Raw genomic sequence first — 23,886 nt, forward strand, 5'->3', positions numbered from 1 at the left:
CCTGTCACCTCCTCCCCTCGCCCCACCGCCGAACATCCGATACCAGAAGACAGGGCGGTGCGCCAGGAAGAGCTGCCCACCATGCCCATGCCGGTTCCCCTGGCGCGTGTGGCCACCCCATCGGCATCTCGCTGGCAGGCGCTTGCGCAGCTGCATCGCACCTACATCATCGGACTTCACGACGGCGATCTCTGGATCGTCGACCAGCACACGGCGCACGAGCGGGTGAACTACGAGCAGCTCGCCCACATCACCGATGGAAGTCGGGCGGCAGCGTCGCAGCCGCTGCTCTTTCCCGTCATGCTCGAGCTCGGCGCTGACGAGGCCGCCGCACTCACCGCAAACCTCGAGGTCTTCGACGAGCTGGGCTACCAGATCGAGCCCTTCGGGCCGGAGACCGTTGTCGTTCGCGCCCTTCCCGCGGGGCTGTCGGCCCTGTCGCGAGCAGACGTCCTGCGCCAGATCATCGCCGAGGTTGTGGGCGATGATCGCGCCAGGGAGCCCCACCGCCTGCGTGAGCTGCTGCGTGCCACCACCGCGTGCAGGGCTTCCGTCATGGCAGGCGACACCCTCACGCGCGAAGAGATGGAGACCCTGCTCTCGCGCCTCGAAGCCGTGCCACGCGGAGGCTACTGCCCGCACGGTCGCCCCGTCAGCATCCGCCTGGGAGAGGACGACCTCGGACGCCTCTTCGGCCGCCGCTGACGTCTTCGACGCAGAGGAGTTAAAGTCGGCAGGGAGAAGTCGGAACTGCGTCGCTGACGGTGGGGCTGACCCGCAGTGCCCGCGGCGCACGTCACCCAGGTTCTCGGAGGGGTAGAATGCAGGTGAATCTCCAAGACGCATTTCTGGCGCAGGTGAAGAAAGAGGCGGCGCTCGTCGTCATCTACCTCGTCAACGGCTTCCAGCTGAAGGGCATCGTGAAGGGCTTCGACAGCTTCACCATCTTCATCGAGAACAGCGAGAACAAGGTGCAGATGATCTACAAGCACTCGGTGACGACCATCAGCCCCGTGAAATCTCTTGGGTTCGCCTTCCTCGGCGAAGCGTTCAAGGAAGCCATGCAGCCCGCGACGCGCGGCGGTGCCCCGCCCCCTCCCCCACAAGGATGACCCGCGAGACCGTCGCTTTCGCGAAGATGCATGGGCTGGGGAACGACTTCGTCGTCGTCGACGCGCGCGACCCGCTCCCCGCAAGCGCCACCACCGACCCCGGGGCGCTGGCCAGGCAGATCTGCAACCGTCACTACGGCGTGGGGGCTGACGGTCTGATCTGGATGTTGCCCTCTTCCCGCGCCGATGTGCGAATGCGCATCTTCAACAGCGACGGCTCTGAAGCCGAGATGTGCGGCAACGGAATCCGATGCCTCGCCGCCTTCGCACATGCCCGAGGTGCCGTGACCGGACGGGTCATGAGCGTGGAGACCGGGGCAGGCATCCTCTCCCCGACCCTTCTCGACGACGGGCGCGTGGAGGTCGACATGGGAGAGCCCGTCCTGCCGTGCGCCCAGATCCCCGCCGTCATCCCAGGGGTGGGAGAGACCGAGCGCGTCATCGATGCCCGCCTCGTGGTCGATGACGAGGCCTACACCGTCTGCGGCGTCTCGATGGGCAATCCGCACTGCATCCTCTTCCTCGACGTGCAGGGCACGACCCGTCTGGCGGGATGCGACCTGAGCGCCGTCCCCCTCGAGCGCGTCGGTCCCCGCATCGAACGCTGTGCCGCCTTCCCCGCGGGAACCAATGTCGAGTTTGCGGTTGTCTCCGGACGAGACGAGATCGACCTGCGGGTCTGGGAAAGAGGCTCTGGAATCACGCTGGCCTGCGGAACGGGCGCCTGCGCGACCATGGTGGCGGCGGCACTGTCCGGGCGCGTGGGTCATCGGGCACGCGTCAACCTGCCGGGCGGAACGCTGGAGATCGAGTGGCGTCCCGGCTCGTCGGTGAAGATGCGGGGGCCTCAGGTCTGGGTCTACGACGGGGTGTGGCCCGCCGCCTGATCGGCACGCGACCTGACCCACGCCACCGCCTCCGCCTCGCTCGTCACGACCCCGTCAGCCTGTGCGTCAGCCAGGTCCTCGAGCCATGCGCCGATGTGAGGACCTCGACCCAGGGAGAGAATCGACTGGATTCGCCCCCCGTCGAGCAGCGGAACGCACCGCGCGGGTCCTCCCCCGAAGCGCCACTGCAGCAGCCACGCGACGCAATCGCCTACCGACGCCGTGCATGATGGCGCATCGGCCGTCTCGGCCTCGCTCTCGGCGAGGGCGAGAATCAGCGCTTCCGGCCCGGCGGGATGGGCGTGCTTGAACCACCGCCTCGCGGCGCTGGGCGTCCGAGCACCAGCGTCTTGCATCTCACCGGGCTCATGGCGGTGCGCAAGCATCGACGCCACCAGGCGCTTCTCGAGGGTCGAAAGACGAAGCCGTTCGCACGCGCGCTCCGCCGCCGCAGCCGACGAAGTGCGATGCCCAGGAGGAGACGACGGCGCGCAACGCGCATCAGGGCCTCCCAGGTGGCGTAGCAGAATCGCGAATCGCATCAGCGCAAGCACGCTTCGTCGCTCTCCTCCGCACGAGCGCACCAGGAGGTCTACCAGCTCTCCCCCGTCATCCGCAATCATGGCACGCGCCGTGGCGACTGCCCCCGCGTCGATCGCGCGCAGCGCGTGCAACGCGCGCGCATCCACGGCGCGCGAGCTCGGCCCATCGCGGGTGACGTTCGCGTGAGCGCCGATCTCCGGCAGAATGACGCGGAGCAGCCCCGCCTCTGTGAGCAGGGAGACCCCTTCCTCAGAACGAGGAGAGCCGAGCACCGTGAACAGCTCGTCGCGAACACGCTCCGGAGAGACGTGCGAGAGAAGGTCCGCCCGCGGTGCGATCTCGCGCCATGTCTCAGGCGCGATGGCAAAGCCGAGCACGCTCGCGAAGCGCACCACGCGAACCAGCCGCAGCGGATCGGCGTCGAGCACCTCGGCGGAGGGGCAGCGCAGCAGGCCGCCACACAGATCATCGAGGCCGCCCAGCGGATCGACGACCACCGCATTCCCCGCGCCGAGCGCGCGGGCATCGAGCGCCACCGCGTTGATGGTGAGATCGCGCGCCCGCAGATCGCCTTCGAGGGAGGGGGCCTGCAGATCGCAGATGTCGATGTGCTCGCCGCCCACGACCACGCGAAAGATGCCGCGAGCAGCGTCGAGGGTCACGAGGCTTGCGCCGAGGCGGTCTGCGAGTCGACGCGCAAGCGTGCTGGCCCCCGTCGAGGTCACGAAGTCAAGGTCGCCCACCGTGCGCCCGAGAGCGATGTCACGCACCGCTCCCCCCACGAGATGCACCGCCGCCTCGTGTTCGGCCACCACCGCGTGCAGCACGTGGTGTCCGCCCGCGGTGGCGAATGCCTGGAGACGTGCCTGCGCAGCAGCAACAGAGAGCGTCTCGGCCATCACTCCGCCATCGGGCGCAGAAGCTTGTCAACGGCAACCCGGATGTCGGTGCTTGCCGCCACGCGAACGATGATCGAGCGCCCCAGCGCATCGACGAGAGCGGATGCAGCGTCGGCGTCGGTGGGATCGGCCATGGCCACTTCGAGCGACTCGCCCACCTCCCCGCAGGGAATGGCCTCCCACGACAGGATCTGCTCGCGGGTGAGAAGGCCTGCGTATCCGCTCGGGAGGTTCTCCTCCACATCGACGAACGTGAGCCCGAGATGCTCGGCCAGCAGACGCGCCATGGCCTTTCGTGGAAGGACCGGCAGGGCCAGGGCCCGCGTGAGCGACGCGTCATCGCCGTCTTCGTCACCGAAGGTCTCTCCCAGGAGCCCCTCCTGGCGCATGCGCGCGACGAACGAAGGCCCCTCGCCTTGCGATGCTCGCCGCACCGCGCGTTCGAACGTGCGCCGGCTGTGCTGGGAGAGCGACGTCCCCGGGCGAAGGCGGTTGACCAGCCGGACGTTCGTCTTGCGCCGCGAGGCACGCGTCTCCTCATCTGCCTCGACCGGGAAGAGCTGCACCACCGTGCGTCGCCCGAGATCGGTCACCGAGGTGTAGACCAGGACATCTCGTTGGCTCTCCCCGCACACGACGGTGCAGCCATCGAGTGCGTCGAGCTTCGGCTGCTGCCCTTCAATCTCTGCGAGTGGGCACGATCCCGCGGATTCGAGGTCGGTGTCGCAGAGCAGCGAGAAGTAGCAGGCGTGCTCCTCCGGATCGATCAGCAGCCCGTGGGCCGTGCCGCGCAGCGCGCGCTCGATGGCCACCTCGACGGCAGGTGGAAGGGCGTGCAGACGCAGATCAACGTGGCGTCGGGCGGATGGTGGCGCGCCGTCAGCGGCTTCACACGACGGCTCGACCTTCTGCGATGGTGGCGATGGTGGCGATGGAGGGCCGGAAGGCGTTGGCGCAGCGCTGGGGCGGCTTCGCCAGAACATGAATCGCTCCACCGCGTTCGCCTCCTCATCGCGACCCCGGTGCGTGGCGCAGGCTGGTGCGACGCGACGGGGCCGTGCATCGTGTCACCTGTGGGTTGATTCCACGGGCTGAGGGGAAACTACTCCTCGAGAAGCGATGCGCCTCGGCGCGAGGGTCACGGCAAAGCGCGTGGTGACCTCGGTTCGGGTGTGCTTGCGGCCCCGGCGAGAGGAGGATGCTCCGACCCGCGAGAACACAACGAAATGCGCGCACGCAGGGCAGCGACCAGACGAAGAGGGGTTTGAATGAGAGATCCAGAGCGCGAATTCATGGAGCAGATCGAGCGCATCATCGAGCGCTTCGGCACCATTCAGCGCAACTTCGTGCTCGACAAGAGCGGCATTCGCGCCATCGTGAAGTTCATCGGCGACTTTGCGGGCGCACCGCCCACGTTCTCCCTCGATGACCCCGTGATACTGAAGGGGAAGCAGGCGGCCATGCGCGTCGTCGAGGAGCTCGGGGTACAGCTCGACGACCTGCAGCAGCTATCGCCCCCGGAGCGGTGGATGCGCTTCCACGCCTCGCTCGTGTCATCCATCGAGCTGCAGCTCAAGGGCTATCAAGAGATGACGCGCGTCTTCGAAGACAGCGACGTGGCGCATCTCAGCCAGGGTCAGGCGCTGGTGAACGAGGGGATGAGCATTCTCGAAGGAGGGACGCGCGCCTGATCCGCCGTCCACACGCGTGAGCCCGGCCCGATCTCCCGCGCTGCGGGTGGGCCAGCGCATTCGTCTCACCCTGGGCGCCCTGGCGACCGGAGGAGAGGCGGTCGCGCGTCACGACGCGCTCGTCGTGTTCGTCGAGGGCGGCGCCCCAGGAGACGAGGCCGACGTCGAGATCACCGAGGTTCGCAGATCGTTTGCACGCGGCGTGATCACGTCGCTGCACACCCCCTCGATGCACCGGGTCTCCCCCCGCTGCGCCATCTACGGAGAGTGCGGCGGATGTCAGCTGCAGCACCTCTCCCCCTCGGCACAGCGCGACGCCAAGACACGCATCGTGGCCGATGCCATGCGCACCATCGCGGGCCTGCCCGAATCGGCCGTCGCACCGTGCATGCCCACCACCCCGTGGGGATACCGGAACAAGATGCAGCTGGTCGCTGCCCGCAATGGCCGCCTGGGGCTCTATCGCAGGCACACCCACGAGGTGGTCTCCATGGAGACCTGCCACATCGCCCACCCGATGGCCAACCGCATCCTCGAAGCGGTGAGCGCGCTGCTCGACGATCTTCAATGGCCGGCCTATGACGAAGCCACGGGCGAGGGCCTCCTGCGTCACGTCCTGGCGCGGGTGGCGGGCCCCGCCGAGAAACCCCGTGCCTTTGTCGTTCCCATCGTGACCCGCGAGCACGTCCCGCGCCTCGACGCATTCTGCGCCCGGCTGCGGGAGCGGGTTCCGGAGGTCGCCGGCATCGCCCTGAACATCAACGATGCACGAACCAACGTGATCCTGGGGCGACGCACGGTGCACGTATGGGGCGCCGAGCACCTCGAGGAGGTGGTGAGCGGCATCCGCTTCAAGGTCGCCCCTGCCTCCTTCTTCCAGGTGAATCGCGAAGGGCTGTCGCACCTGGTGGAGCTCGTCGGTGAGTGCCTGCAACCCAGCCCCGCCCAGATCGTGATCGACGGCTACTGTGGCGTGGGTGCGCTGTCGCTCCCGCTGGCGTCACGTGTGGGGCGTGTCATCGGCATCGAGGAGGTTCCTCCGGCGGTGGAGAACGCGCGCCAGAACGCTCGGCTCAACCAGATCGACAATGCCGTGTTCGAGCAAGGCGCAGTGGAGGCCGTGCTTCCCACCCTGCCCGCGGCCGACGCGGTCATCCTCGATCCCCCTCGAAAGGGGTGTGCCCCCGCGGTCATCGAGACCATCGCCGCCCACGCCGTTCCCACCGTGGTCTACGTCTCATGCAACCCAGCCACGCTGGCACGGGATCTGGTTCGATTCCGCGAGCACGGCTACCACCCGAAGCGCATCCAGCCGGTCGACATGTTCCCGCAGACCGCGCACGTGGAGTGCGTGACCCACCTCACGCGCTCCTGAGCGGGCGGCGTGCCTCCTCCGAGATGGCGGGCGCGCGTCGCGCGACGCACGCGAAAGGGTTCTTCACGCAAGCCCGCGCCTCCCGAACCAGGATTCTCCGTGATGGCACGGAGAATTCTCATGCAATGGGCGGATTCGATCTGAAATCAGTGGAGCGGCGAGCCATCGAGCTCTGCGAAGAGTACAACCACTTCTACGTGGGCACCGAGCACGCGTTCCTCGCAGTGCTGCTCGACGAACCGTATCTCGCAGACGTGCTGAAGGCCTGGAGCATCACGCCCACGGCCTTGCAAGAGGGCATTCTGGCCATCGCCGAGCGCGGCGACGGGAACCCGCCCTGGAAGGGCATCCTTCAATCGCCGCGGTGGACCGAGCTGAAGCGGCGCGCCGAGCGCGAGGCTCGTGACGCGGGCGCCCAGGTGGTGCAATCGCAGCACGTCGTCGCCGCCATATTGCGCGAGGGGCGCGGCGTGCCCGCGCGCGTGCTCAGCGACATGAGCGTCAACCTGATGCAGCTGCGAGGAGAGGTGCTGCAGGCGGGCAGCGGAGACGTTCCAATCCCCCCTGGCCGTCAGTTCCAGAAAGGCGCGGCGCGCGGCATAGAAGGCATGGCCGGCATGGCCGACATGGCCGACATCGTCGAAGAGCCCACCGGACGGCTGCGCGAGGGCGATCGACGTCGCCGCTCTGGCGCCGAAGGCGCCGAAGCACCCGCGGCCAAGGCCAAGAAGCCTCCCGCCGACGATGACAAGCGCAAGAAGAAGTCGGCCCTCACCGACTACGCACGAAACCTGACTGAGATGGCCCTCCTCGGCAAGCTCGAACCTGTCATCGGACGCAATGACGAGATCCGTCGCGCCCTGCAGATACTCACGCGCAAGTCGAAGAACAACCCCGTGCTCATCGGAGAGGCGGGCGTGGGAAAGTCATCGGTGGTGTACGGGCTTGCCCAGCGCATTGCGGAGGGCAGCGTTCCCGAGGTCATGAAGGACAAGGAGCTCTGGGAGATCTCCATGACCCGCCTGGTCGCGGGCGCGGCCTACCGGGGTGAGTTCCAGGAGCGCATGCAGAAGCTCATGGACGAGGTGGCTGAGCGGCCACACGTCCTGCTCTTCATCGATGAGATCCACATGATGATGGGCGCAGGCGACCACAAGGGCGGCATGGACGCCGGCAACATCTTGAAGCCCGCGCTCGCGCGTGGAGAGTTCCCCGTCATCGGGGCCACCACCACCGACGAGTACCGCAAGACCATCGAGACCGACCCGGCCCTCGAGCGCCGCTTCCAGCCGGTGCTCGTGAACGAGCCCTCCGATGACGAGTGCCTGAAGATCCTCGAGGGCCTGCGCCCGCGCTATGAAGAGCATCACGGCATCAAGATCCACGACCGCGCACTCCTCGCATCGGTGAAGCTCTCCACGCGCTTCCTGCCCGATCGCTCGTTGCCGGACAAGGCCATCGACCTCATCGACGAGGCGGCCGCCCGCCTCAAGCTCCAGGCCTCGTCGAAGTCCATCGTCATGACCGGCCCTCCCCGCTTCGAGGTGCGCGAGGAAGACGTGGCTGAAGTGGTCTCCGCGTGGAGCGGCGTTCCCGTGACGCGGGTGAGCCAGGAGGAAGGCGAGCGGCTGCTGAGCATCGAGCAGTCGATGCGCGGCCGTGTCATCGGCCAGGACGAGGCCATTCGCGTGGTTGCGCAGACGGTGCGGGTCATGCGAATGGGTCTGGGAAATCCCTCCCGTCCGGGCGGGGTGTTTCTCTTCCTCGGCCCCACCGGTGTGGGCAAGACCGAGCTGGCGCGCACGCTGGCCGAGTTCCTGTTCGGCACCGACAAGGACTACATCCGCATCGACATGTCGGAATACATGGAGAAGCACGCCATCTCACGCCTCATCGGTTCACCGCCTGGCTACGTGGGGCATGAAGAGGAGGGACAGCTCACCAGCGCAGTGCGCAAGCGCCCCTTCAGCGTGGTGCTGCTCGACGAGATCGAGAAGGCGCACCCGGATGTGTTCGACCTGTTCCTGCAGGTCTTCGACGACGGGCGCCTCACCGATTCCAAGGGGCGCACGGTGAACTTCACCAACACCATCATCATCTGCACCTCGAACGTGGGCACGCGCCACGACGTGATGAGCGACCCGGACGATCCGGACATGGTGGAGTACATCCACGAGGAGCTCCGCAAGAAGTTCCGCCTCGAGTTCATCAACCGGTTCGACGAGATCGTCATCTTCCGCTCGCTGAACGAGAGCGCACTCGAGCGCATCATCGATCTCCAGGTGGGTGAGTTCGCGCGCCGCCTGCGCGAGCAGCGCGGCACCATGCTTGCCGTGAGCGCGGAGGCCAAGGCCTTCCTGCTGCGCAAGGGCTACTCTCCGGCGCTGGGCGCGCGTCCGCTTCGAAGAGCCATACAATCGCTGCTGGTCAAGCCTCTGGCCGAGGAGATGCTCCGCGGCGACTACCGCGCGGGCGACCTCATCACCGTGAAGCTGGCCGGAGATCGTCTCGCCTTCTCGAAGGAAGACTTCAGCGACCTCGATGGCGTCCCGCGCAGCACACCGTCTCCCCGCGTGACGGCAGAACCCGCGCGCAAGCGACGCGAGAGCACCGACAGCGCGGTGGCTCCCGCGCCCGACGCGCTGGCCACCGCGGGAAGCCTGCGGGGAAGCGGCGAGCGACGGCCTTCGCCCGCCCGTGAGGGTGCGCCGTCCCGCGTCGTCTCAGATGCGCCGGTCGCCCCTCGCGACCTGGGGCACGGTCAGGCCACCGCCCCCCCTGTGGCAGATGTCGATGCGGACGACGACGACCTGGCGCCCACCATCCCACGACGACGTCCGTCGCCGCCCCCGAGCCCCGCTCCGCCACGCCCGAAGCCGGGGTCTGACGCGTATGGCGGCGAAGACGAAGCCTTCTGGGACGGCCTGGAATCTTGAGCAGTTCGAGGAGAGAGAGAACGTGAAGATCACGCTCGAGATCTTGAGCGGGCCGCTCGACGGTCAGGTGTTCAACTTCAACAAGACGGTGGAGATCGGTCGCGATGACAAGTGCGACATCCCCATCAAGGTCGACAAGTTCATCTCGCGCCACCACGCCCGCATCATGGTGGTGGAGCCAGAGTGCTTCCTCGAAGACCTCGACAGCACAAACGGCACGTTCATCGATGACGAGCGGCTGAGAAAGCGCGTCATTCTCAACAATGGTCACACGTTCCGGGTGGGAAAGACCTGGATGCAGATCGACTGGTAGCCGGTGAGCGACAGGTGGGATGACGCCTGCAGGGCTATCCTCATGGAGGCCCGCAAGGTCACGATCGAGCTCGAGAACCACTTCCTGGGCACCGAGCATCTGGCCATGGGCATGCTGAGCCTGCCCCAGAGCCGTCTCGAGCGCCTCTGCGCCGCGCATCGCGTATCGGCTGAAGAGGTTGCCTCGCTGCTCGATGAGGCAGCCACCCCCGGACCGCTGCCGGATACCGGCCAGATCCCTCTCTCGCCTCGGGTTCGACACGTGGTGCGACGCGCCGAAGAGCTGCGCCTCTCCTCGGGTGCCGAGCGCATCGGTGAGGCGCATCTGCTCTGTGCCATGCTCGGTGCCGGGCGTGGCGTCTTCGTGCGCGTGCTCGAAGCCTTCCATCTCGATCCGCGCCTCCTCGCCGAGACCCTGCTGGCCGAAGCGGAGGGGCGCGCCCGCCCTCCAGAGACCGATCCCAGCGCCCCGCCTCCTCGGCGGCGCAAGCCGCTCAAGCGCGAACGCCCGGAGCTCGAGACGCTGGGGGCCACCGCCGAGGCCTCGAGACCTGAAGCCCCAGAAGCCAGGACGCCGTCTGGCGTTGTGCCAGCCCCCATGCTGCCGCCCGTGCTCGCCCTGGGCGGCATCAACCCTGCTTTGCTCGACCTGGGCTGGCCGGAAGCGAGCTCAGGTGAGGAGAAGCGCAGAAGCAAGGGCGGCGGGGGCCAGAGCGCAGGAAAGGGCAGCGACAGAAAGGCCCCCGACGCGCACGGGACCTCTCTGCTGCACCAGATCGGTCGCGACCTCACACATGCGGCGCAGAACGGTGAGCTCGACCCCCTCATCGACCGACAGGCGGAGCTCGAGCAGCTGCAGCGCGCGCTGTGCCTCGCCCAGCGCGCCAACCCCCTGCTCATCGGAGACGCCGGCGTGGGAAAGACGGCCCTGCTCCACGGGCTGGCCGCGAGCATCGTGCGCGGCGACGTCCCCAGCGCGCTGCGCGGGGTTCGCCTCATCGAGGTGCCGCTCGCCGCACTGCCCTCCGACACGCAGTTCCGCGGCGAGCTCGAGAAGAAGATCGCAGACCTGGCGCAAGCGGCTCAGAGAGAGAGCGCCATCCTGGTGATTGACACCGCCGAAGCACTGGCCACAAACGGCCCCGGAGCGCAGGAGACCGCCGCGCTCGTGCGCTCGCTGCTGATGCGCGGTGAGGTACGCATCGTGGGAACCACGACCCCCGATGCATTCACGCGGCATCTCGAGCGTGACACGGCCCTGGCGCGATGCTTCCACCCCATCCGGCTCGCCCCGCCGGACGCGGCAACCACGCTGCGTGTCATCGCATCGAAGCGCGCGCGCCTCGAGCAGTTCCACATGGTGCACATCAGCGACGAAGCGATTCATCGCGCCATTCGACTCGCCGAGCAGCACATGCGGGAGCGATGCATGCCTGACGCCGCCATCGAGCTGCTCGACGAAGCCTGTGTCAAGGCGGCATCGATGCCCTCCGACGCCCTCGACGCCTCGCCCGACGCCCGCAACGTGGGCACCACGGTTCGCGCGGACGCGGTGGCAGCGGTCGTCGCCCAGCGCACCGGACGCCCGCTCGAGAGCCTGACACAAGATGAGCGAAGCCGCGTTGCCAGCGTCGAAAGCGCCCTCTCCAACCAGGTGGTGGGGCAGGAAGAGGCCGTTCGACGGGTGGGACACCGCATACGCATGTTCAAGGCGGGGCTTCGCGAGGAGCGACGCCCGCTCGGCGTGCTGCTCTTCCTCGGCCCCACGGGGGTGGGCAAGACCGAGCTGGCGAAGGCCGCCGCGCGCTTCTTGTTCGACTCCGACGAGCGGCTTGTGCGACTCGACATGTCAGAGTTCGCGGAATCGCACCAGATGGCGCGTCTCATTGGATCGCCCCCCGGCTACGTGGGGTTCGGGGAGGCCGGCCAGCTCACCGAGGCGGTGCGCCGCACCCCCCACTGCGTATTGCTCCTCGACGAGATCGAGAAGGCGCATCCCCGCATCTTCGACCTCTTCCTGCAGGTCTTCGATGAGGGCCGGCTCACCGACGGACGGGGCGTGACCACCGACTTCACCCACGCGCTCATCGTGCTCACGAGCAACCTTGGCGCAGACCTCTGGAGCAGCGAGAAGCGCATCGGCTTCCGTCAGGCCGAGGCGCAGGTGCCCCCCGACATGCGCGAGACCATCGCGCCGAACCGTTCGCACGCCGCCACCGGCAGCACGGACGGCGATGACGAGGAGGATGCGCGTCGCCGCCGCATCGCGAGCGCCCTGAAGCCCACCTTCCGCCTCGAGTTCCTGAACCGCCTCGATGACGTGATCCTCTTCCGACCGCTCGACAGCACGGCGCTTCGCCGCATCGCCGCGCAGATGATCGGGCGCTGGCAGGCCCGCAGCGCCGAGCAGGGACGCCCCTTCGACGTCGATGACTCGGTGCTCGACCTGCTCTGCCACGAAGCGCGGCTTTCGGCCGCGCGAGAACGGCCTGAAAGGCCGAGCTCCGCCCAGAAGGGGGACACGAAGCGCGGCTTTCGGCCGCGCGAGAACGGCCCGCCGTTCCCGTGAAGGAATCGCCTTCCGCATCGTGCAAACCATGTCCGTTGCCCCGCGCGAGAGCGCCCCTCAACGGCATGCTCCCCCGAGGCGCCCTCCACCCCGGTCACACATCCAGCGGAGGATCGATGATCAGCGCCACCATAGGTCGCTACCACATTCTGCAAGAGCTCGGCCGCGGCGGCATGGGCGTGGTGTACAAGGGCCACGACCCCGTGCTCCAGCGCTCGGTGGCCATCAAGATCCTCGGGCAGCAGCTGGTGGGAAATCCGGAGAGCAAGGAACGCTTCATCCGCGAGGCCCAGGCGGCAGCGCGCCTCAACCACCCGAACATCGCCGGCATCTACGACATCAACGAGCAGGACGGCATCTACTACCTCGTCCTCGAATTCATCCCCGGCAAGAACCTCGACACCATCCTGCGCGAGCACAAGGGGCCGATGGCTGTCCAGGAGGCGCTGAAATACTTCATCCCCGCCGCCCAGGCCCTCGACTACGCGCACCAGCACTCCATCATCCACCGTGACGTGAAGCCCGCAAACATATTGGTGCGCGAAGGCGACGAGGCCGTTAAGGTGGCCGACTTCGGCATCGCGCGCGTCGAGGCCGAGACCAGCGGTCTGACCCAGCAGAACCAGCTGCTCGGCTCGCTGTACTACATCTCTCCCGAGCAGATCCGCGGCGAGAAGCCCGACCGCAGGCTCGACATCTACGCCCTCGGAATCATGCTCTACGAGATGCTGACCGGCGACCTGCCGTTCAAGGCCGACAATGCCGGCCAGCTCATGCAGCTGCACCTCACGGCACAGCCCAAGCCCCCCACCATCTTCAACCTGCACATCCCCCGCAATGTCGAGACCGCGATTCTCAAAGCCCTCGCCAAGGACCCGGCCGAGCGCTTCCAGAACGTGCAGGACCTGCTCAACGCCCTCAAGCAGGAAGAGCTGCCGGAAGAGATGTTCCAGACCAAGATCTCGCCTGCCGAAGCCGCGCTGCACAACATCCTCGGCAACAACTACTACAAGCAGGGCAAGCTCGACCTGGCCATTCTCGAGTGGCAGAAGGCCACCGCGCTCGACCCCTACAATGCGCTCACCCACAACAACCTCGGCACGGCCTTCGACGGAGTGGGCAAGCTGAGCGAAGCGGTCGACGAGTACACCCAGGCGGTGAAGCTAAACCCCAACAACTTCGTGGCGCACTACAACCTGGGTTCGGCCCACTACCGCAAGGGCAACCTCGACGAATCGATCGAGGAGTACCGCGTTGTCTCGGTGCTCAATCCCAAGTTCGCGCCCGCCTACTACAACCTCGGCAACGGCCTCTACAAGCAGGGCAAGCTCGATCTTGCCATCGAGGCCTGGCAGAAGGCGCTGATTCTCAACCCGCAGTTTGCCGAGGTGCTCTACAACCTGGGCAATGCCTATCAGAAGAAGGGGCGCAAAGAAGAGGCCGCCGACTGCTGGAAGAAGGCCCTCGAGCTCGATCCGCAGTTCGCCATCGCCCAGTACAACCTGGCAGCCCAGGCCCTCAAGGAGGGCGACATCGAGACGGCCTACGAGATGTGGAGCAAGTCCATCGAGATCAACCCGGAGTTCGCCGAGGCCCACTACAACATCGGCAACCTCCACTACGAGCGGGGCAACATCGACATCGCCATCACCGAGTGGGAGAAGGCCACCCACGCCCGCTACGGCTTCTGGCAGGCCCACTACAACCTCGGCAATGCCTACTACCAGCGCGAAGCCATCGATCAGGCCGTCGAGCAGTGGCAGAAGACGGTGCAGTTCAAGGACAACCACTGGCCCGCCCACTGGAACCTGGGCAACACCTACTACTTCGACAAGCAGCAGGTCGACCCGGCCATTCTCGAGTGGCAGAAGGTCACCACGGTGAAGAGCGACCACTGGCAGTCATACTACAACCTGGGCGAAGCCTACCTGGCCCAGGGCAAGCTCGAGCTCACGGTGCTCGAGTGGGAGAAGGTGGTGCAGCTCAACCCGAAGTTCTGGCACGTCTACCACAACCTGGGCACCATCTACTACCAGCGGGGCAAGCTCGACCTCGCCGTGGCCTACTGGACCAAGGCCGTGGCGCTCATGCTCTTCACCTGGTAGCGCTCCCCGGAGGCACGGCCGAGAACAGGCCGGAAGGAGAATCGCGGGCGGCTTCCTAAACAGGGGCACTTCATCCCGCCACGAGGAGAAGCCATGTCCCCCCTCCGCCGCATCGCACTGTGCCTCATCGCCGCCTCGCTGCTGCTCTGCAGCGCCTGCAGCCGTTCCGGCAACGCAAGAGCCGAGATCCAGACCCGCTACGACGCAATGAACGCGGCGCTCAAATCGAAGGACGCCGACAAGTTCCTCGCGGTTCTCACCCCTGACTTCGAGCAGGTCGGCGCCGACAAGACCTCGATCAAGCGCGCCAAGATGGACGAGATCGCGCGCGCACTCGTCAAGGAGACCGAGCAGATCGACAGCACGAGCACCATCGAGCAGGTGACCGTGACCGGTGACCGCGCCGACGTGACCGTCGTCACAAAGCAGAAGGTCACGGTGAAGAACCCCGTCGGCGACAAGTCGAGCGTGGTCGAGATCACGTCGACCAGCCAGGACGTCTGGAAGAACGACAAGGGCGAGTGGAAGCTGCTCAACTCCGCAGAGACGAAGCACGAAGCGCTCAAGGACGGGCAGCCCCTGGCAACGCCCACCACGCGCAAGCGCGACTGATCAGGGCGATCAGGGCACCCAGATCTGAGGGCGCAACGGGGCCAGCGCGGTCTCTCCCGCGTAGCGCACCCGTTCCAGGAACAGCCCCGACGGCGGGGCTGTGAGCTCTGCGGGCCGACCAGAGGGGCTCTCGAGGAGACGCGCGGCCTCGCGGGCAGACATGCGTCCACGCCCGACCTCGACGAGCACCCCCACCATCTGGCGCACCATCTTCCACAGGAAGTGCGAAGCGGTGAGCCTGACCAGCACGAGAGACTCGTGCTCCTCCACCGCGACCTCGTCGACCTTCACGCGCGTGTCGCCCACGTGGCCCTTGTCGCAGAACGACGCGAAGTCGTGCAGGCCGACGAACTGCGCGGCCAGCGAACGCATGACCTCGACGCGCAGCGGATCCTTGACCCACCAGACGAAGCGCTTGCCGAACGCGGTGCGGCGACGGCTGATCTGGTAGAGATAGGTGCGCGAGACGGCGTCGTGACGCGCGTGAAAGGTCAGTGGCACGGGCTCGGCCCGCAGCACGTGGATGTCGGGCGGCAGAAGGTCGTTGATCTTGTGTCGCCACGAATGGGGGGAGACACCCAGAGGCGCGTCGATGTGGGCGACCTGGCGCAGGGCGTGCACGCCGGCGTCGGTGCGCCCCGCCCCTTGCAGCTCGACCTCTGGGCGACCGAACACCGTCGACGCGGCAGCCATGATCTCGCCCTGCACCGTGCGGGCGTTGCGCTGCACCTGCCATCCGCTGTAGCGCGTGCCCTCGTACTCGATGTCGAGGCGCACGCGCTGAACCGCGGAACGGCTTCCGCCCGCGGGGCGCGGCCCTCGCGTCGGACGCGCCCTCACCCCTTCGGCGCCTTGACCTGGATCTTGAGATCGGCCTTGATCTTGAGCGTGCCCATCATCGCGGAGTAGGGCTTGATGCCGAAGTCCGGCTGATGCAGGGTGGCTTCAGCGACATAGTGCGAGCCGGTGTCAGCCACGTCGACGATGATGCTCTTCTGCTGCCCGTGCAGCGAGAGGGTTCCCTTCACCTGGTAGCCCTCGCCCTTCTCGCGGTAGGCCTCTGACTCGAACGTGATGGTGGGGAACTTCGCACTGTGCAGAACGTCATTGACGATGTTCTGCTCGATCTTCTTCTTGTCTCCATCTGAGGGGGTGCCCGGCGTGTCGGCACCGTTCGACATGGCGTTGATGACGCGCAGCGAGGTGGCGTTGAACGTGCCGCTGATCGAGTCAGAAGCCTCGTCGATCACGATCTCGAAATCGGTGACCTTGATCTTGAGGTCGTGCGCCACGGCCGACAGCAGGCCCTCCTTGTATGTGAAGACCAGGCATTCGGCGTTGGCGGCGGTATAGGTGGGCACGAGTCGCTCCTTGTGACAGTAGTGATGAGGCGGGCGACTTGGCGAAGGCAGCCCTCCATTCCTTCAAGCGAGCGTCGTCGTCGTGCCTGACGACGGGTGAGGCAGAAGCCCCCACGCCACGGCCTTCATTGGCTCCTCACGCACCGGAGAACGAGGCATGAACCAGGCCGCTGTGAGCACCAGCGAGGCAACGATGATGGCCAGCACGATCTGGTACTGATGCGCCAGATGCATCGCCCGTCGCGCCTGGTCGGCGAGCCGCGTCACCGCAGCGCCTTCAGGGCCTGCAGCGCGTCGTCGACCGATTGCACCGGGATGAGCTTCATCCCGTCGCCCTTGTCCTTCGCCTCGCTGTAGTTGTCGAGCGGCACGAGAAAGACAGTCGCACCGGCGCGCCGCGCCGCAACGAGCTTGAGGTCAACCCCCTCGATGGGTCCTACGTTGCCGTTCATCTCGATGGTCCCGGTTCCCGCAACGACGTTGCCCTTCGTGATCCCCCCTGGCGTCAGCTGATCGATGATGGCCAGGGTGAACATGAGACCTGCCGATGCACCGTTCACGTTGTGGGTGACGATATCGATGTCCACGGGCAGCTTTGAGTGCTCGATGGCGTCCTGACTGACGATGCCGAGCATGGGACGCCCCCCGTGGGAGGCCAGGGCGAAACTGGCCTCCGCCGCTTTCCCCGCGCGGCGGAGCTTCACGGTCACCGCATCTCCGGGCTTTCGACCCCGGATGCTCTGGCGCAGCTGCGGAACGGTGCGAACACGAGTGCCGTCAACCTCGTCGATCACATCGTCGAGCTGCAGATGCGAAGCCGAGGGAACGCCCGCCAGAAACCCCACCACCCGCGCCCCCGTGCTCTCGACCTTGATGTCGTAGCCCAGCTTGCGAAGTGCCACCACCCGTGCCGTGTCCTTGCTGAACGCCATGACGTCTTCCGGACTTCGCAGATAGGGCAACCCGCTCGGGCGCGGGAGAAAGACGTGGGGAGAGACCGCGTCCTCGTCGGGAACGAGCATGGCGTCTCTGTCGAACAGCGAGTAGAAGCAGAAGAGCAGATTCGCCTTCTCATAGATGATGGTGGTCATGAGAAGGCTGTGCGCTTCGAGCGGGTGTCCTCCGCGCACGTGGACGATGGGCGCGAGATCGTCGGCGTGACCTGGCGCCCGCAGGATGTAGGAGGTCGGGCAGTACCAGGCGGCAATGGCCACCATCGTCGTGACCAGCGCGATGCGCAGGGGCAGCCGCAGCCACCTCATCCGGCCGATGCCGATCCCCCATGCGCCCTCGATGCCGGCGCAGAGACACGCGCTGCCGCTGCGACCCGTTGCGCCTGGGCCGGTTCGATGGTGAGCGTGTCGTCCTGGCTGCTGATCTCCTGGCCTCTTGACTGCAGCGACTGACGGTTGGCCCGAACGACGGCCTGTGCGCGTCCGAGCTCACGCTCCATGCCCTCGAGCATCTTCACGGCGTATTGCTCGAGCTCGGATTCGTGGGCGCGGGCTTCCTGCTCGGCCTTGCGACGAACCTGGCGCGCGTACTCATCTGCCTCGCGCTTGATGTCCATGCATCGGGCCCGCGTCTGTGCCTCCATGTCTTCGGCCGACTGACGCGCCGCCTGCTCGATCTCCTCGGCGCGCTTGCGCGCGATCTGCACCACCTCGGTGGCATTGATGATGTTCTCGCGCTCGACCCGAACCGCGTCGTGCTGCTTCTTCACCTGCTCCCGGGCCTCCGCGAGGATCTGATCAGCCTGATCCTGCGCCTCGGCAAGCAGGCGCTGCACGTCTTTCGAGATGGCACGCGCCTGCTTGAGCTCTGGCGAGACGCTGCTGCGCATCTTGTCCATGAGGCGCATGAAGCCGTGTCGGTTGATGATCGACCACTGGCTGAAGGGTGGGGGAAGGCGCTGGCTCGATGAGACGGCTTCCTCGATGGTGTCGAATATCTTGAAGATGTTCATGGCGATCTGCTTCCTCGTGGTTCTCTATTTGAAGACCGTGACGATCAATCCCGCTCGACCGGCGGGGAAATCTCCGGGCTGCCATCGGTGGGAACTCCGAAACGTTCGGCCAGGCGGGCCTCGACGACGGGGGGAACCATGCCGTGCACACTCCCGCCGAGCGACGCGATCTCGCGCACGCTGCTCGAGCTCAGGAAGGCGTAGATGTCTTGCGTCATCAAGAACACGGTATCGATGTGCGGGGCCAGACGGCGGTTCAGGAGCGCCATCTGGAACTCGTAGTCGAAGTCGGAGACCGCGCGCAGCCCTTTCACGATGGCGTGCGCCTGCTGGCTCTCGACGAACTTCACCAGCAACCCCTCGAAGCTCACGACACGAAGGCCCGCGCGGCCTTCAAAAGCGCTGGCGATCATCTCGCGCCGCTCTTCGAGGGTGAACAGCGAGCGCTTGTTCGGGTTGGCCACCACCGCCACCACGAGCTCGTCGAACAGCGCAAGCGCCCGCTCGATGATATCGACGTGGCCGTTGGTGACCGGATCGAAGCTCCCTGGATATACCGCCCGTCTCACGCGTCGCTCCCTCCCGCTTCCCGGACCTCGATGCTGGCGCCACGCTCACCTGGTTGCTCACACACGTCTTCGGCACCCTCTTCTGGCGCTGCTTCACCGCGGTACATCGACAGCGCCGTCTCTCCATAGCGCTGCCTGCGCACCAGGCGCAGCGACGAACGCGCTTCCGGCATCGAATCCTTGTGGTGATGCTCGGCCACCACCCATCCTTCCGGCGCCACCAGCCCATGCGCGGTCAGAAGGGCAAGGGCGTCAGACGCCAGCCCCGCGCTGTACGGCGGATCGAGGAAGACGAGATCAAACGGCCCGCGCAGCTTCGCCAGCTGCTCGAGGGCGTCGCCCCGCAGCACCACCACGGCGCTGGCCGCACGATACCGTCGACGAAGATCGCTGGCCACGGCGCCGCTCTTCTCGATGAACGTCACGTGGGCGCCTCGCGCGAGCGCTTCGGCGCCGAGCTGACCGGTGCCCGCAAACGCGTCGAGCACGCGCAGCCCGTCCCACCGCTCGATCACGCCGTCGAGAATGGCGAAGAGCGATTCGAGAACCTTGCGCGTGGTGGGTCGCACGCCCTCTCGCGGCTTCGTCACGAGAGCATCGACACGAGCTGCCCGCGAAAGCACCGCAGCACCTCGTCCTTCAGCTGCTGGCACTCGATGGCGGCCAGGAACGAATCGCGCCCGATGAGCTCTCGCGCCGCCAGGCGCGCCCGCTCGAGCACCGCCTTGTCGCGCACGAGATCGGCCACGCGCAGATCGGGAAGACCGGACTGACGGCTGCCGATGAAATCGCCGGGGCCGCGGAACCGCAGGTCTTCCTCCGCGATGCGAAAGCCATCGGTGGTCGACGAGATCACCTGCATGCGCTCGATCCCCTCTTCCGAGGTGGGATCGGCGATGAACACGCAGTACGACTGATGCTGCCCCCGCCCTACCCGACCGCGCAGCTGGTGCAGCTGCGCCAGCCCGAAGCGGTCGGCGTTCTGCACGATCATGACCGTGGCATTGGCAACATCGACCCCCACCTCGACCACCGTGGTCGACACCAGTATGTCGAACGCACGCGAGCGGAAGCGCTCCATGACGAGGTCCTTCTCGTCAGAGCGCATGCGTCCGTGAAGCAGGCCCACGCGCCGGTGCGGAAAGCGCTCCGACACGCGCTGCGCTTCGGCCGTGGCGCTGGCCGCCTCGAGCTTCTCCGACTCCTCGACGAGCGGGCAGACCACATACGCCTGACGCCCCTCCTCGAGCTGCTTCTCGACGAAGTCGTACACCGCGTCGAGCTTCTCGCTCGGACGCCAGAACGAGCGGATGGGGCTGCGCCCCGCGGGCAGCTGATCGATGATCGACGTCTCGAGGTCGCCGTACAGCGTCAGCGACAAGGTGCGCGGAATAGGAGTCGCGGTCATGACGAGCACGTCCGGGTTGTAGCCCTTGTTGCGCAGCGTGCTGCGCTGAACAACGCCGAACTTGTGCTGCTCATCGACCACGGCGAGCCCCAGGTTGTGGAAGCGGACGTCGTCTTGAATGAGGGCATGGGTGCCCACCGCCACGTTGATGCTCCCCTCGGCCAGCCCCTCGAGCGCTTCGCGGCGCGCGGCCGCGCCCAGGCTGCCGGTGAGCAGACGAATGGCGTGCTCGTGTCCGATGAGGTCTTGCACCTTCCGCGCCAGCTGCTCGGCCAATATCTCGGTGGGCGCCATCACCGCCGCCTGAAAGCCGGACGAGATGGCGCACCACGCGGCAAACGCGGCGATCACGGTCTTTCCGCTGCCCACATCGCCCTGCACCAGACGGCTCATGGGCACAGGGCTGAGCAGATCGTCTCGAATCTCGCGCATGACGCGAGCCTGCGCCTCGGTGGGGGGGAACGGCAGGCCCTCGGCAAAGCGATCGACGGCGTCGAGACCGAGCGTGTAGCGACCGCTGCGTGGCAGGCGCTCGCTCTCCCGACGGCGCAGCGCGAGCCCCACCTGCATGACGAAGAGCTCCTCGAAGATGAGCGCTTCCATGGCAGACGCGTGCGATTCTGGCGTGTCCGGGAAGTGCACCTCTCGCAGCGCGGATGATCGGGACGGAAATGCCTGCGCCTTGCGCACGGTGGCGGGCAGGATGTCAGGCACCAGGGGCGTGAAATCGTCGACCGCGACCTTCATGATCTTGCGCATGGCCCGCTGCATGAGGCCTTCGGTGAGGCCGTACATCGGAACGATGCGCCCCACGTGGATGGCGTCATCTTCACCGCCCAGCTCTTCGTAGTCCGGCCCGTTCATGACGAGGGTCTGCGCAGGCCCCTTCTTGGGGCGCTCGACCTTGCCGTTCACCAGGAGCTTCATTCCCTTGGTGAGCGCGCTGCGCAGGTAGGGGCGATTGAAGAACACCATCTGAACGTGTCCGCTGCCATCGGAGATGGTCGCCTTGAAGATGGACATCTTCGGACGGCGGGGCGGCTGGAAGAAGCTCACGCTGGTGACGACACCGGTCAGCGTCACCGTCTCGCCCGGCACGAGCGCGTCGATGCGCTTCATGCGGCGTCGGTCTTCGTGACGACGAGGGAGATGCCACAGCAGGTCTTCGACGGTGCGCAGGTTGAGGCGCTCGAGCTTGTGCGCGAGTCCGGGACCCACGCCGCGAGCCGACGCCACCGTCTTCTGCAGGGCCTTGGGGTGCGAGACCGTGACCGTGGGCTGCTCAGCGCGCACACGAGGACCACCACTCTCGCCGGGCGGGGCACCTTCCACCGCGACGTAGACGATGCGCTCCGGCGGCACCTCGCGGACGCGTGTAGACCTGGGCGCGCTCTCGACCGGCACCTGCGCCTTCTCCACAGGGACTCTGGGCGCCGCGCTGAGCGCGCGCACGCGATCGATGACCGCCACCGCACAGTCGACACGGCTCTGACGCTGCTTCGACGTCAGCGCATCGTAGTCGCCGAAGAGGGCGCGCATCTCGATGAGTGCCTGGCCCACCTCAGCCGTGGGAGAGAGATCGACAGCCTCGGCGGCGTGACGACCGACATAGGCCGCGAGCCCCCCCACCACGGAGGCATTCTTGAAGCCATGGCGACGCTCGAGACCCAGCGGTCTGACCAGCAGCTCGAGGGTCTCTTCAAACGTTCGCGGCACTCGAGGCGCTGCCCCCTCCCCCCGAGGGTTCGCCTGCGTCGGCCTCGATGCTGCGCCGGATGTGGCCGATGACATCTTCAGACACCGCCCTGGCCGCCACCCGTATGGCGTTCTCGATGGCGCGCTCGTTGGAGCGGCCATGCGCCTTCACCACGGGCGCGCGAAGCCCCAGCAGCAGCGCACCGCCATACTCTGAGTGGTCGACCTTCTTCTTCACATCGAGGAAGACGGGCTTCATCAGCCAGGCGCCGATCTTGGCACGAAGAGTGGCACGTACGCCGCTCTTGATGGTGGACATGATCATCTCTGCGACCGTCTCGCCGGTCTTGAGAATCATGTTGCCACTGAAGCCGTCGGTGACCACCACGTCGCAGACCCCGCGCATCATCTGCGTGGGCTCGATGTTGCCGACGAAGCGAAGACCGGAAGCCTCGAGCAGACCGTAGGCAGCGTTCACAAGCGTCCCCCCCTTGCCGACCTCGCCGCCGATGTTGAGCAGGCCGACACGTGGCGAAGAGCGACCGGTGACACGCTGCATGTACACCGCCCCCATATGTGCGAACTGGAGAAGATACTCGGGCTTCGTCTCCGCGTTGGCCCCGCAGTCGAGCACAAGGACATGATCGACGTGGGCGTCGTAGGTCGGCCACTTCACCGCGATGGCCGGGCGGCGGATGCCCTTCAGACGGCCCATGGTGAGCAGCGAGCCGGCCATGAGCGCGCCCGTGTTGCCCGCCGAGACAAGCGCCTGGGCCTGACCCTCCTTGACCAGACGCGCCGCAACAACCATGGAGGCGTCTTTCTTCTTCTCGAGGGCGGTGCTGGGGGTCTCGTCCATGCCGATGACCTCGGATGCGTGGGCGATGCGAAGCCCGGGGGCCTCGAGCAGCGCGCCGAACCTTCCCCGCAGCTTCGCCTCATCACCGACCAGGACGATCTGGCACGCGTCGGACAGAGCCGCTCGCGCCCCCTTCACAACGGCCTCGGGCGCCTCGTCACCGCCCATGGCGTCGACAGCGATCACAGCGGGGCGGGGGGCTGTCGACGACGTCGTTGGAGCGCTGCTCATGGGGCTTCGTCTCTCTTCATCGTCGTGTACCAGGCAGGTCTGATGTCGTGTTTCTCACGGGCGCATCGCCGTGTTGCACGAATGCCGTCGGATGACTGCCTCTTCGGCTTCAGAGCAGGTCTTTCCTGCCCTTCATGGAAGGAGATTCAACATTGCTGACCCGCACCTCGCCACGCGGGGCGCGCGCCACGATGTCGCCCGCGAAGCCCTCGACACAGACGTCACCGTCGAGGCAGTGCGCGTCGAGATGCCCGCTCGAGTCACTGACGCGAATGGTGCCGTGGTCGAGCGTGAGCTGCAGACGCCCGCAGACGTCGCGAACATCGACCCCGCCCGAGGTCACCCGCGCCTGCACGAAACCGCCGCATGCGCGCACGTCGAGCGCCTCGCCCACCGTGCAGATCACGTCGCACCCCAGATCTCGCACCTCGACCCGGCGTCCGCTGACGGTGACCGCGTCGACATCGCCGATCCACGCACCCAGCGAAGCCTGGGTCTGACGCCCGTCGACCCCGACCACGTCAACCCCATCGATATCACTGTGAACGCGGATGGCCTCGAGGAGCGCGCGCGCCTGCGCCTCGGTGGGCGCCGAAGCCGTGCGCTCGACACGCGCGCGCGGCGCTCCTGTGGTTCGCCCGAGCATGACCTCGCCTGCAGGGTTCGACAGCGCGATGACGGCGGCGTGCGAGAGCGCGATCTCGACGCTGTCGCTCACCCGCGCCATCTCTCGACCGCCCCCCTCATCGACGATGC

Annotated in this window: 22 protein-coding genes; 10 read left to right on the plus strand and 12 right to left on the minus strand. The window is 66.8% G+C overall.

Going from position 1 to position 23,886, the window contains the following annotated elements:
* The first annotated feature begins 57 nt into the window (after nt 1-57).
* The 3 genes from EB084_02195 to EB084_02205 all read left to right on the plus strand — a co-directional run bounded on the left by EB084_02195 (nt 58) and on the right by EB084_02205 (nt 1,999).
* A complete protein-coding gene (locus EB084_02195) occupies nt 58-705 on the plus strand; it encodes a hypothetical protein (GenBank protein NDD27061.1) in 648 nt (215 codons plus the stop codon).
* 116 nt (nt 706-821) lie between these two features.
* Complete coding sequence (gene hfq, locus EB084_02200; protein ID NDD27062.1) at nt 822-1,112, plus strand: RNA chaperone Hfq; 291 nt, start codon at nt 822-824, stop codon at nt 1,110-1,112.
* Nucleotides 1,109-1,999, plus strand: coding sequence for a diaminopimelate epimerase (locus tag EB084_02205; GenBank protein ID NDD27063.1), 891 nt, complete (start codon nt 1,109-1,111; stop codon nt 1,997-1,999). Before hfq ends, EB084_02205 begins: the two co-directional genes overlap by 4 nt.
* Here the strand turns inward: EB084_02205 and EB084_02210 are convergent.
* The gene (locus EB084_02210) at nt 1,972-3,441 is read right to left on the minus strand and encodes a CCA tRNA nucleotidyltransferase (protein NDD27064.1); all 1,470 of its coding nucleotides are present in this window, start codon (nt 3,439-3,441) and stop codon (nt 1,972-1,974) included. The genes EB084_02205 and EB084_02210 overlap by 28 nt on opposite strands.
* Nucleotides 3,441-4,436, minus strand: coding sequence for a hypothetical protein (locus tag EB084_02215; GenBank protein NDD27065.1), 996 nt, complete (start codon nt 4,434-4,436; stop codon nt 3,441-3,443). The genes EB084_02210 and EB084_02215 overlap by 1 nt, the downstream gene beginning before the upstream one ends.
* A gap of 273 nt (nt 4,437-4,709) precedes the next feature.
* Between EB084_02215 and EB084_02220 the strand changes: the two genes are divergently transcribed.
* From EB084_02220 to EB084_02250, 7 genes are all read left to right on the plus strand, one after another.
* Complete coding sequence (locus EB084_02220; protein ID NDD27066.1) at nt 4,710-5,132, plus strand: hypothetical protein; 423 nt, start codon at nt 4,710-4,712, stop codon at nt 5,130-5,132.
* A gap of 16 nt (nt 5,133-5,148) precedes the next feature.
* Nucleotides 5,149-6,507 (plus strand): 23S rRNA (uracil(1939)-C(5))-methyltransferase RlmD, encoded by a 1,359-nt coding sequence (gene rlmD / locus EB084_02225; GenBank protein NDD27067.1) that lies wholly within the window; start codon nt 5,149-5,151, stop codon nt 6,505-6,507.
* A gap of 23 nt (nt 6,508-6,530) precedes the next feature.
* Nucleotides 6,531-9,443, plus strand: a complete 2,913-nt coding sequence (locus EB084_02230) for an ATP-dependent Clp protease ATP-binding subunit (GenBank protein ID NDD27068.1) — start codon at nt 6,531-6,533, stop codon at nt 9,441-9,443.
* Complete coding sequence (locus EB084_02235; GenBank protein ID NDD27069.1) at nt 9,235-9,756, plus strand: FHA domain-containing protein; 522 nt, start codon at nt 9,235-9,237, stop codon at nt 9,754-9,756. Before EB084_02230 ends, EB084_02235 begins: the two co-directional genes overlap by 209 nt.
* Nucleotides 9,757-9,798: 42 nt before the next feature.
* A complete protein-coding gene (locus EB084_02240; GenBank protein NDD27070.1) occupies nt 9,799-12,324 on the plus strand; it encodes an ATP-dependent Clp protease ATP-binding subunit in 2,526 nt (841 codons plus the stop codon).
* Between the two features lie 35 nt (nt 12,325-12,359).
* The gene (locus EB084_02245) at nt 12,360-14,429 is read left to right on the plus strand and encodes a serine/threonine-protein kinase (GenBank protein ID NDD27071.1); all 2,070 of its coding nucleotides are present in this window, start codon (nt 12,360-12,362) and stop codon (nt 14,427-14,429) included.
* Between the two features lie 93 nt (nt 14,430-14,522).
* On the plus strand, nt 14,523-15,041 hold the full coding sequence (locus tag EB084_02250) for a nuclear transport factor 2 family protein (protein ID NDD27072.1): 519 nt from the start codon (nt 14,523-14,525) through the stop codon (nt 15,039-15,041).
* 9 nt (nt 15,042-15,050) lie between these two features.
* Here the strand turns inward: EB084_02250 and truA are convergent, their stop codons facing one another.
* The 10 genes from truA to EB084_02300 all read right to left on the minus strand — a co-directional run bounded on the left by truA (nt 15,051) and on the right by EB084_02300 (nt 23,857).
* A complete protein-coding gene (gene truA, locus EB084_02255; GenBank protein NDD27073.1) occupies nt 15,051-15,881 on the minus strand; it encodes a tRNA pseudouridine(38-40) synthase TruA in 831 nt (276 codons plus the stop codon).
* Nucleotides 15,878-16,453, minus strand: coding sequence for a YceI family protein (locus EB084_02260; GenBank protein NDD27074.1), 576 nt, complete (start codon nt 16,451-16,453; stop codon nt 15,878-15,880). The genes truA and EB084_02260 overlap by 4 nt, the downstream gene beginning before the upstream one ends.
* A gap of 12 nt (nt 16,454-16,465) precedes the next feature.
* Nucleotides 16,466-16,669: a hypothetical protein gene (locus tag EB084_02265; GenBank protein ID NDD27075.1), complete on the minus strand. Its 204-nt coding sequence runs from the start codon at nt 16,667-16,669 to the stop codon at nt 16,466-16,468.
* Complete coding sequence (locus EB084_02270) at nt 16,666-17,664, minus strand: PDZ domain-containing protein (protein NDD27076.1); 999 nt, start codon at nt 17,662-17,664, stop codon at nt 16,666-16,668. The genes EB084_02265 and EB084_02270 overlap by 4 nt, the downstream gene beginning before the upstream one ends.
* Nucleotides 17,661-18,368: a hypothetical protein gene (locus EB084_02275; protein ID NDD27077.1), complete on the minus strand. Its 708-nt coding sequence runs from the start codon at nt 18,366-18,368 to the stop codon at nt 17,661-17,663. Before EB084_02275 ends, EB084_02270 begins: the two co-directional genes overlap by 4 nt.
* A gap of 44 nt (nt 18,369-18,412) precedes the next feature.
* Nucleotides 18,413-18,937, minus strand: coding sequence for a pantetheine-phosphate adenylyltransferase (locus EB084_02280; protein NDD27078.1), 525 nt, complete (start codon nt 18,935-18,937; stop codon nt 18,413-18,415).
* Nucleotides 18,934-19,590, minus strand: coding sequence for a 16S rRNA (guanine(966)-N(2))-methyltransferase RsmD (rsmD, locus tag EB084_02285; protein NDD27079.1), 657 nt, complete (start codon nt 19,588-19,590; stop codon nt 18,934-18,936). The genes EB084_02280 and rsmD overlap by 4 nt, the downstream gene beginning before the upstream one ends.
* Entirely contained in the window at nt 19,524-22,202 is a 2,679-nt protein-coding gene (gene recG, locus EB084_02290) for an ATP-dependent DNA helicase RecG (GenBank protein NDD27080.1), read from the minus strand. The genes rsmD and recG overlap by 67 nt, the downstream gene beginning before the upstream one ends.
* On the minus strand, nt 22,045-23,130 hold the full coding sequence (plsX, locus tag EB084_02295; GenBank protein ID NDD27081.1) for a phosphate acyltransferase PlsX: 1,086 nt from the start codon (nt 23,128-23,130) through the stop codon (nt 22,045-22,047). Before plsX ends, recG begins: the two co-directional genes overlap by 158 nt.
* 109 nt (nt 23,131-23,239) lie before the next feature.
* A complete protein-coding gene (locus EB084_02300; GenBank protein NDD27082.1) occupies nt 23,240-23,857 on the minus strand; it encodes a hypothetical protein in 618 nt (205 codons plus the stop codon).
* Between the last annotated feature and the right edge of the window lie 29 nt (nt 23,858-23,886).

It is taken from the genome of Pseudomonadota bacterium (genome assembly GCA_010028905.1).
Classification (GTDB): domain Bacteria; phylum Vulcanimicrobiota; class Xenobia; order RGZZ01; family RGZZ01; genus RGZZ01.

What these genes read in the sequence shown, in the direction of transcription:
- hfq (NDD27062.1), top strand. Translation starts at nt 822, where the DNA reads ATGCAGGTGAATCTCCAAGACGCATTTCTGGCGCAGGTGAAGAAAGAG.
- EB084_02205 (NDD27063.1), top strand. Translation starts at nt 1,109, where the DNA reads ATGACCCGCGAGACCGTCGCTTTCGCGAAGATGCATGGGCTGGGGAAC.
- EB084_02210 (NDD27064.1), bottom strand. Translation starts at nt 3,441, where the DNA reads ATGGCCGAGACGCTCTCTGTTGCTGCTGCGCAGGCACGTCTCCAGGCA.
- EB084_02220 (NDD27066.1), top strand. Translation starts at nt 4,710, where the DNA reads ATGAGAGATCCAGAGCGCGAATTCATGGAGCAGATCGAGCGCATCATC.
- EB084_02230 (NDD27068.1), top strand. Translation starts at nt 6,531, where the DNA reads ATGGCGGGCGCGCGTCGCGCGACGCACGCGAAAGGGTTCTTCACGCAA.
- EB084_02235 (NDD27069.1), top strand. Translation starts at nt 9,235, where the DNA reads ATGCGCCGGTCGCCCCTCGCGACCTGGGGCACGGTCAGGCCACCGCCC.
- EB084_02240 (NDD27070.1), top strand. Translation starts at nt 9,799, where the DNA reads ATGGAGGCCCGCAAGGTCACGATCGAGCTCGAGAACCACTTCCTGGGC.
- EB084_02250 (NDD27072.1), top strand. Translation starts at nt 14,523, where the DNA reads ATGTCCCCCCTCCGCCGCATCGCACTGTGCCTCATCGCCGCCTCGCTG.
- EB084_02270 (NDD27076.1), bottom strand. Translation starts at nt 17,664, where the DNA reads ATGAGGTGGCTGCGGCTGCCCCTGCGCATCGCGCTGGTCACGACGATG.
- EB084_02275 (NDD27077.1), bottom strand. Translation starts at nt 18,368, where the DNA reads ATGAACATCTTCAAGATATTCGACACCATCGAGGAAGCCGTCTCATCG.
- recG (NDD27080.1), bottom strand. Translation starts at nt 22,202, where the DNA reads ATGGCCGCTCCAACGAGCGCGCCATCGAGAACGCCATACGGGTGGCGG.
- plsX (NDD27081.1), bottom strand. Translation starts at nt 23,130, where the DNA reads ATGAGCAGCGCTCCAACGACGTCGTCGACAGCCCCCCGCCCCGCTGTG.
- EB084_02300 (NDD27082.1), bottom strand. Translation starts at nt 23,857, where the DNA reads ATGGCGCGGGTGAGCGACAGCGTCGAGATCGCGCTCTCGCACGCCGCC.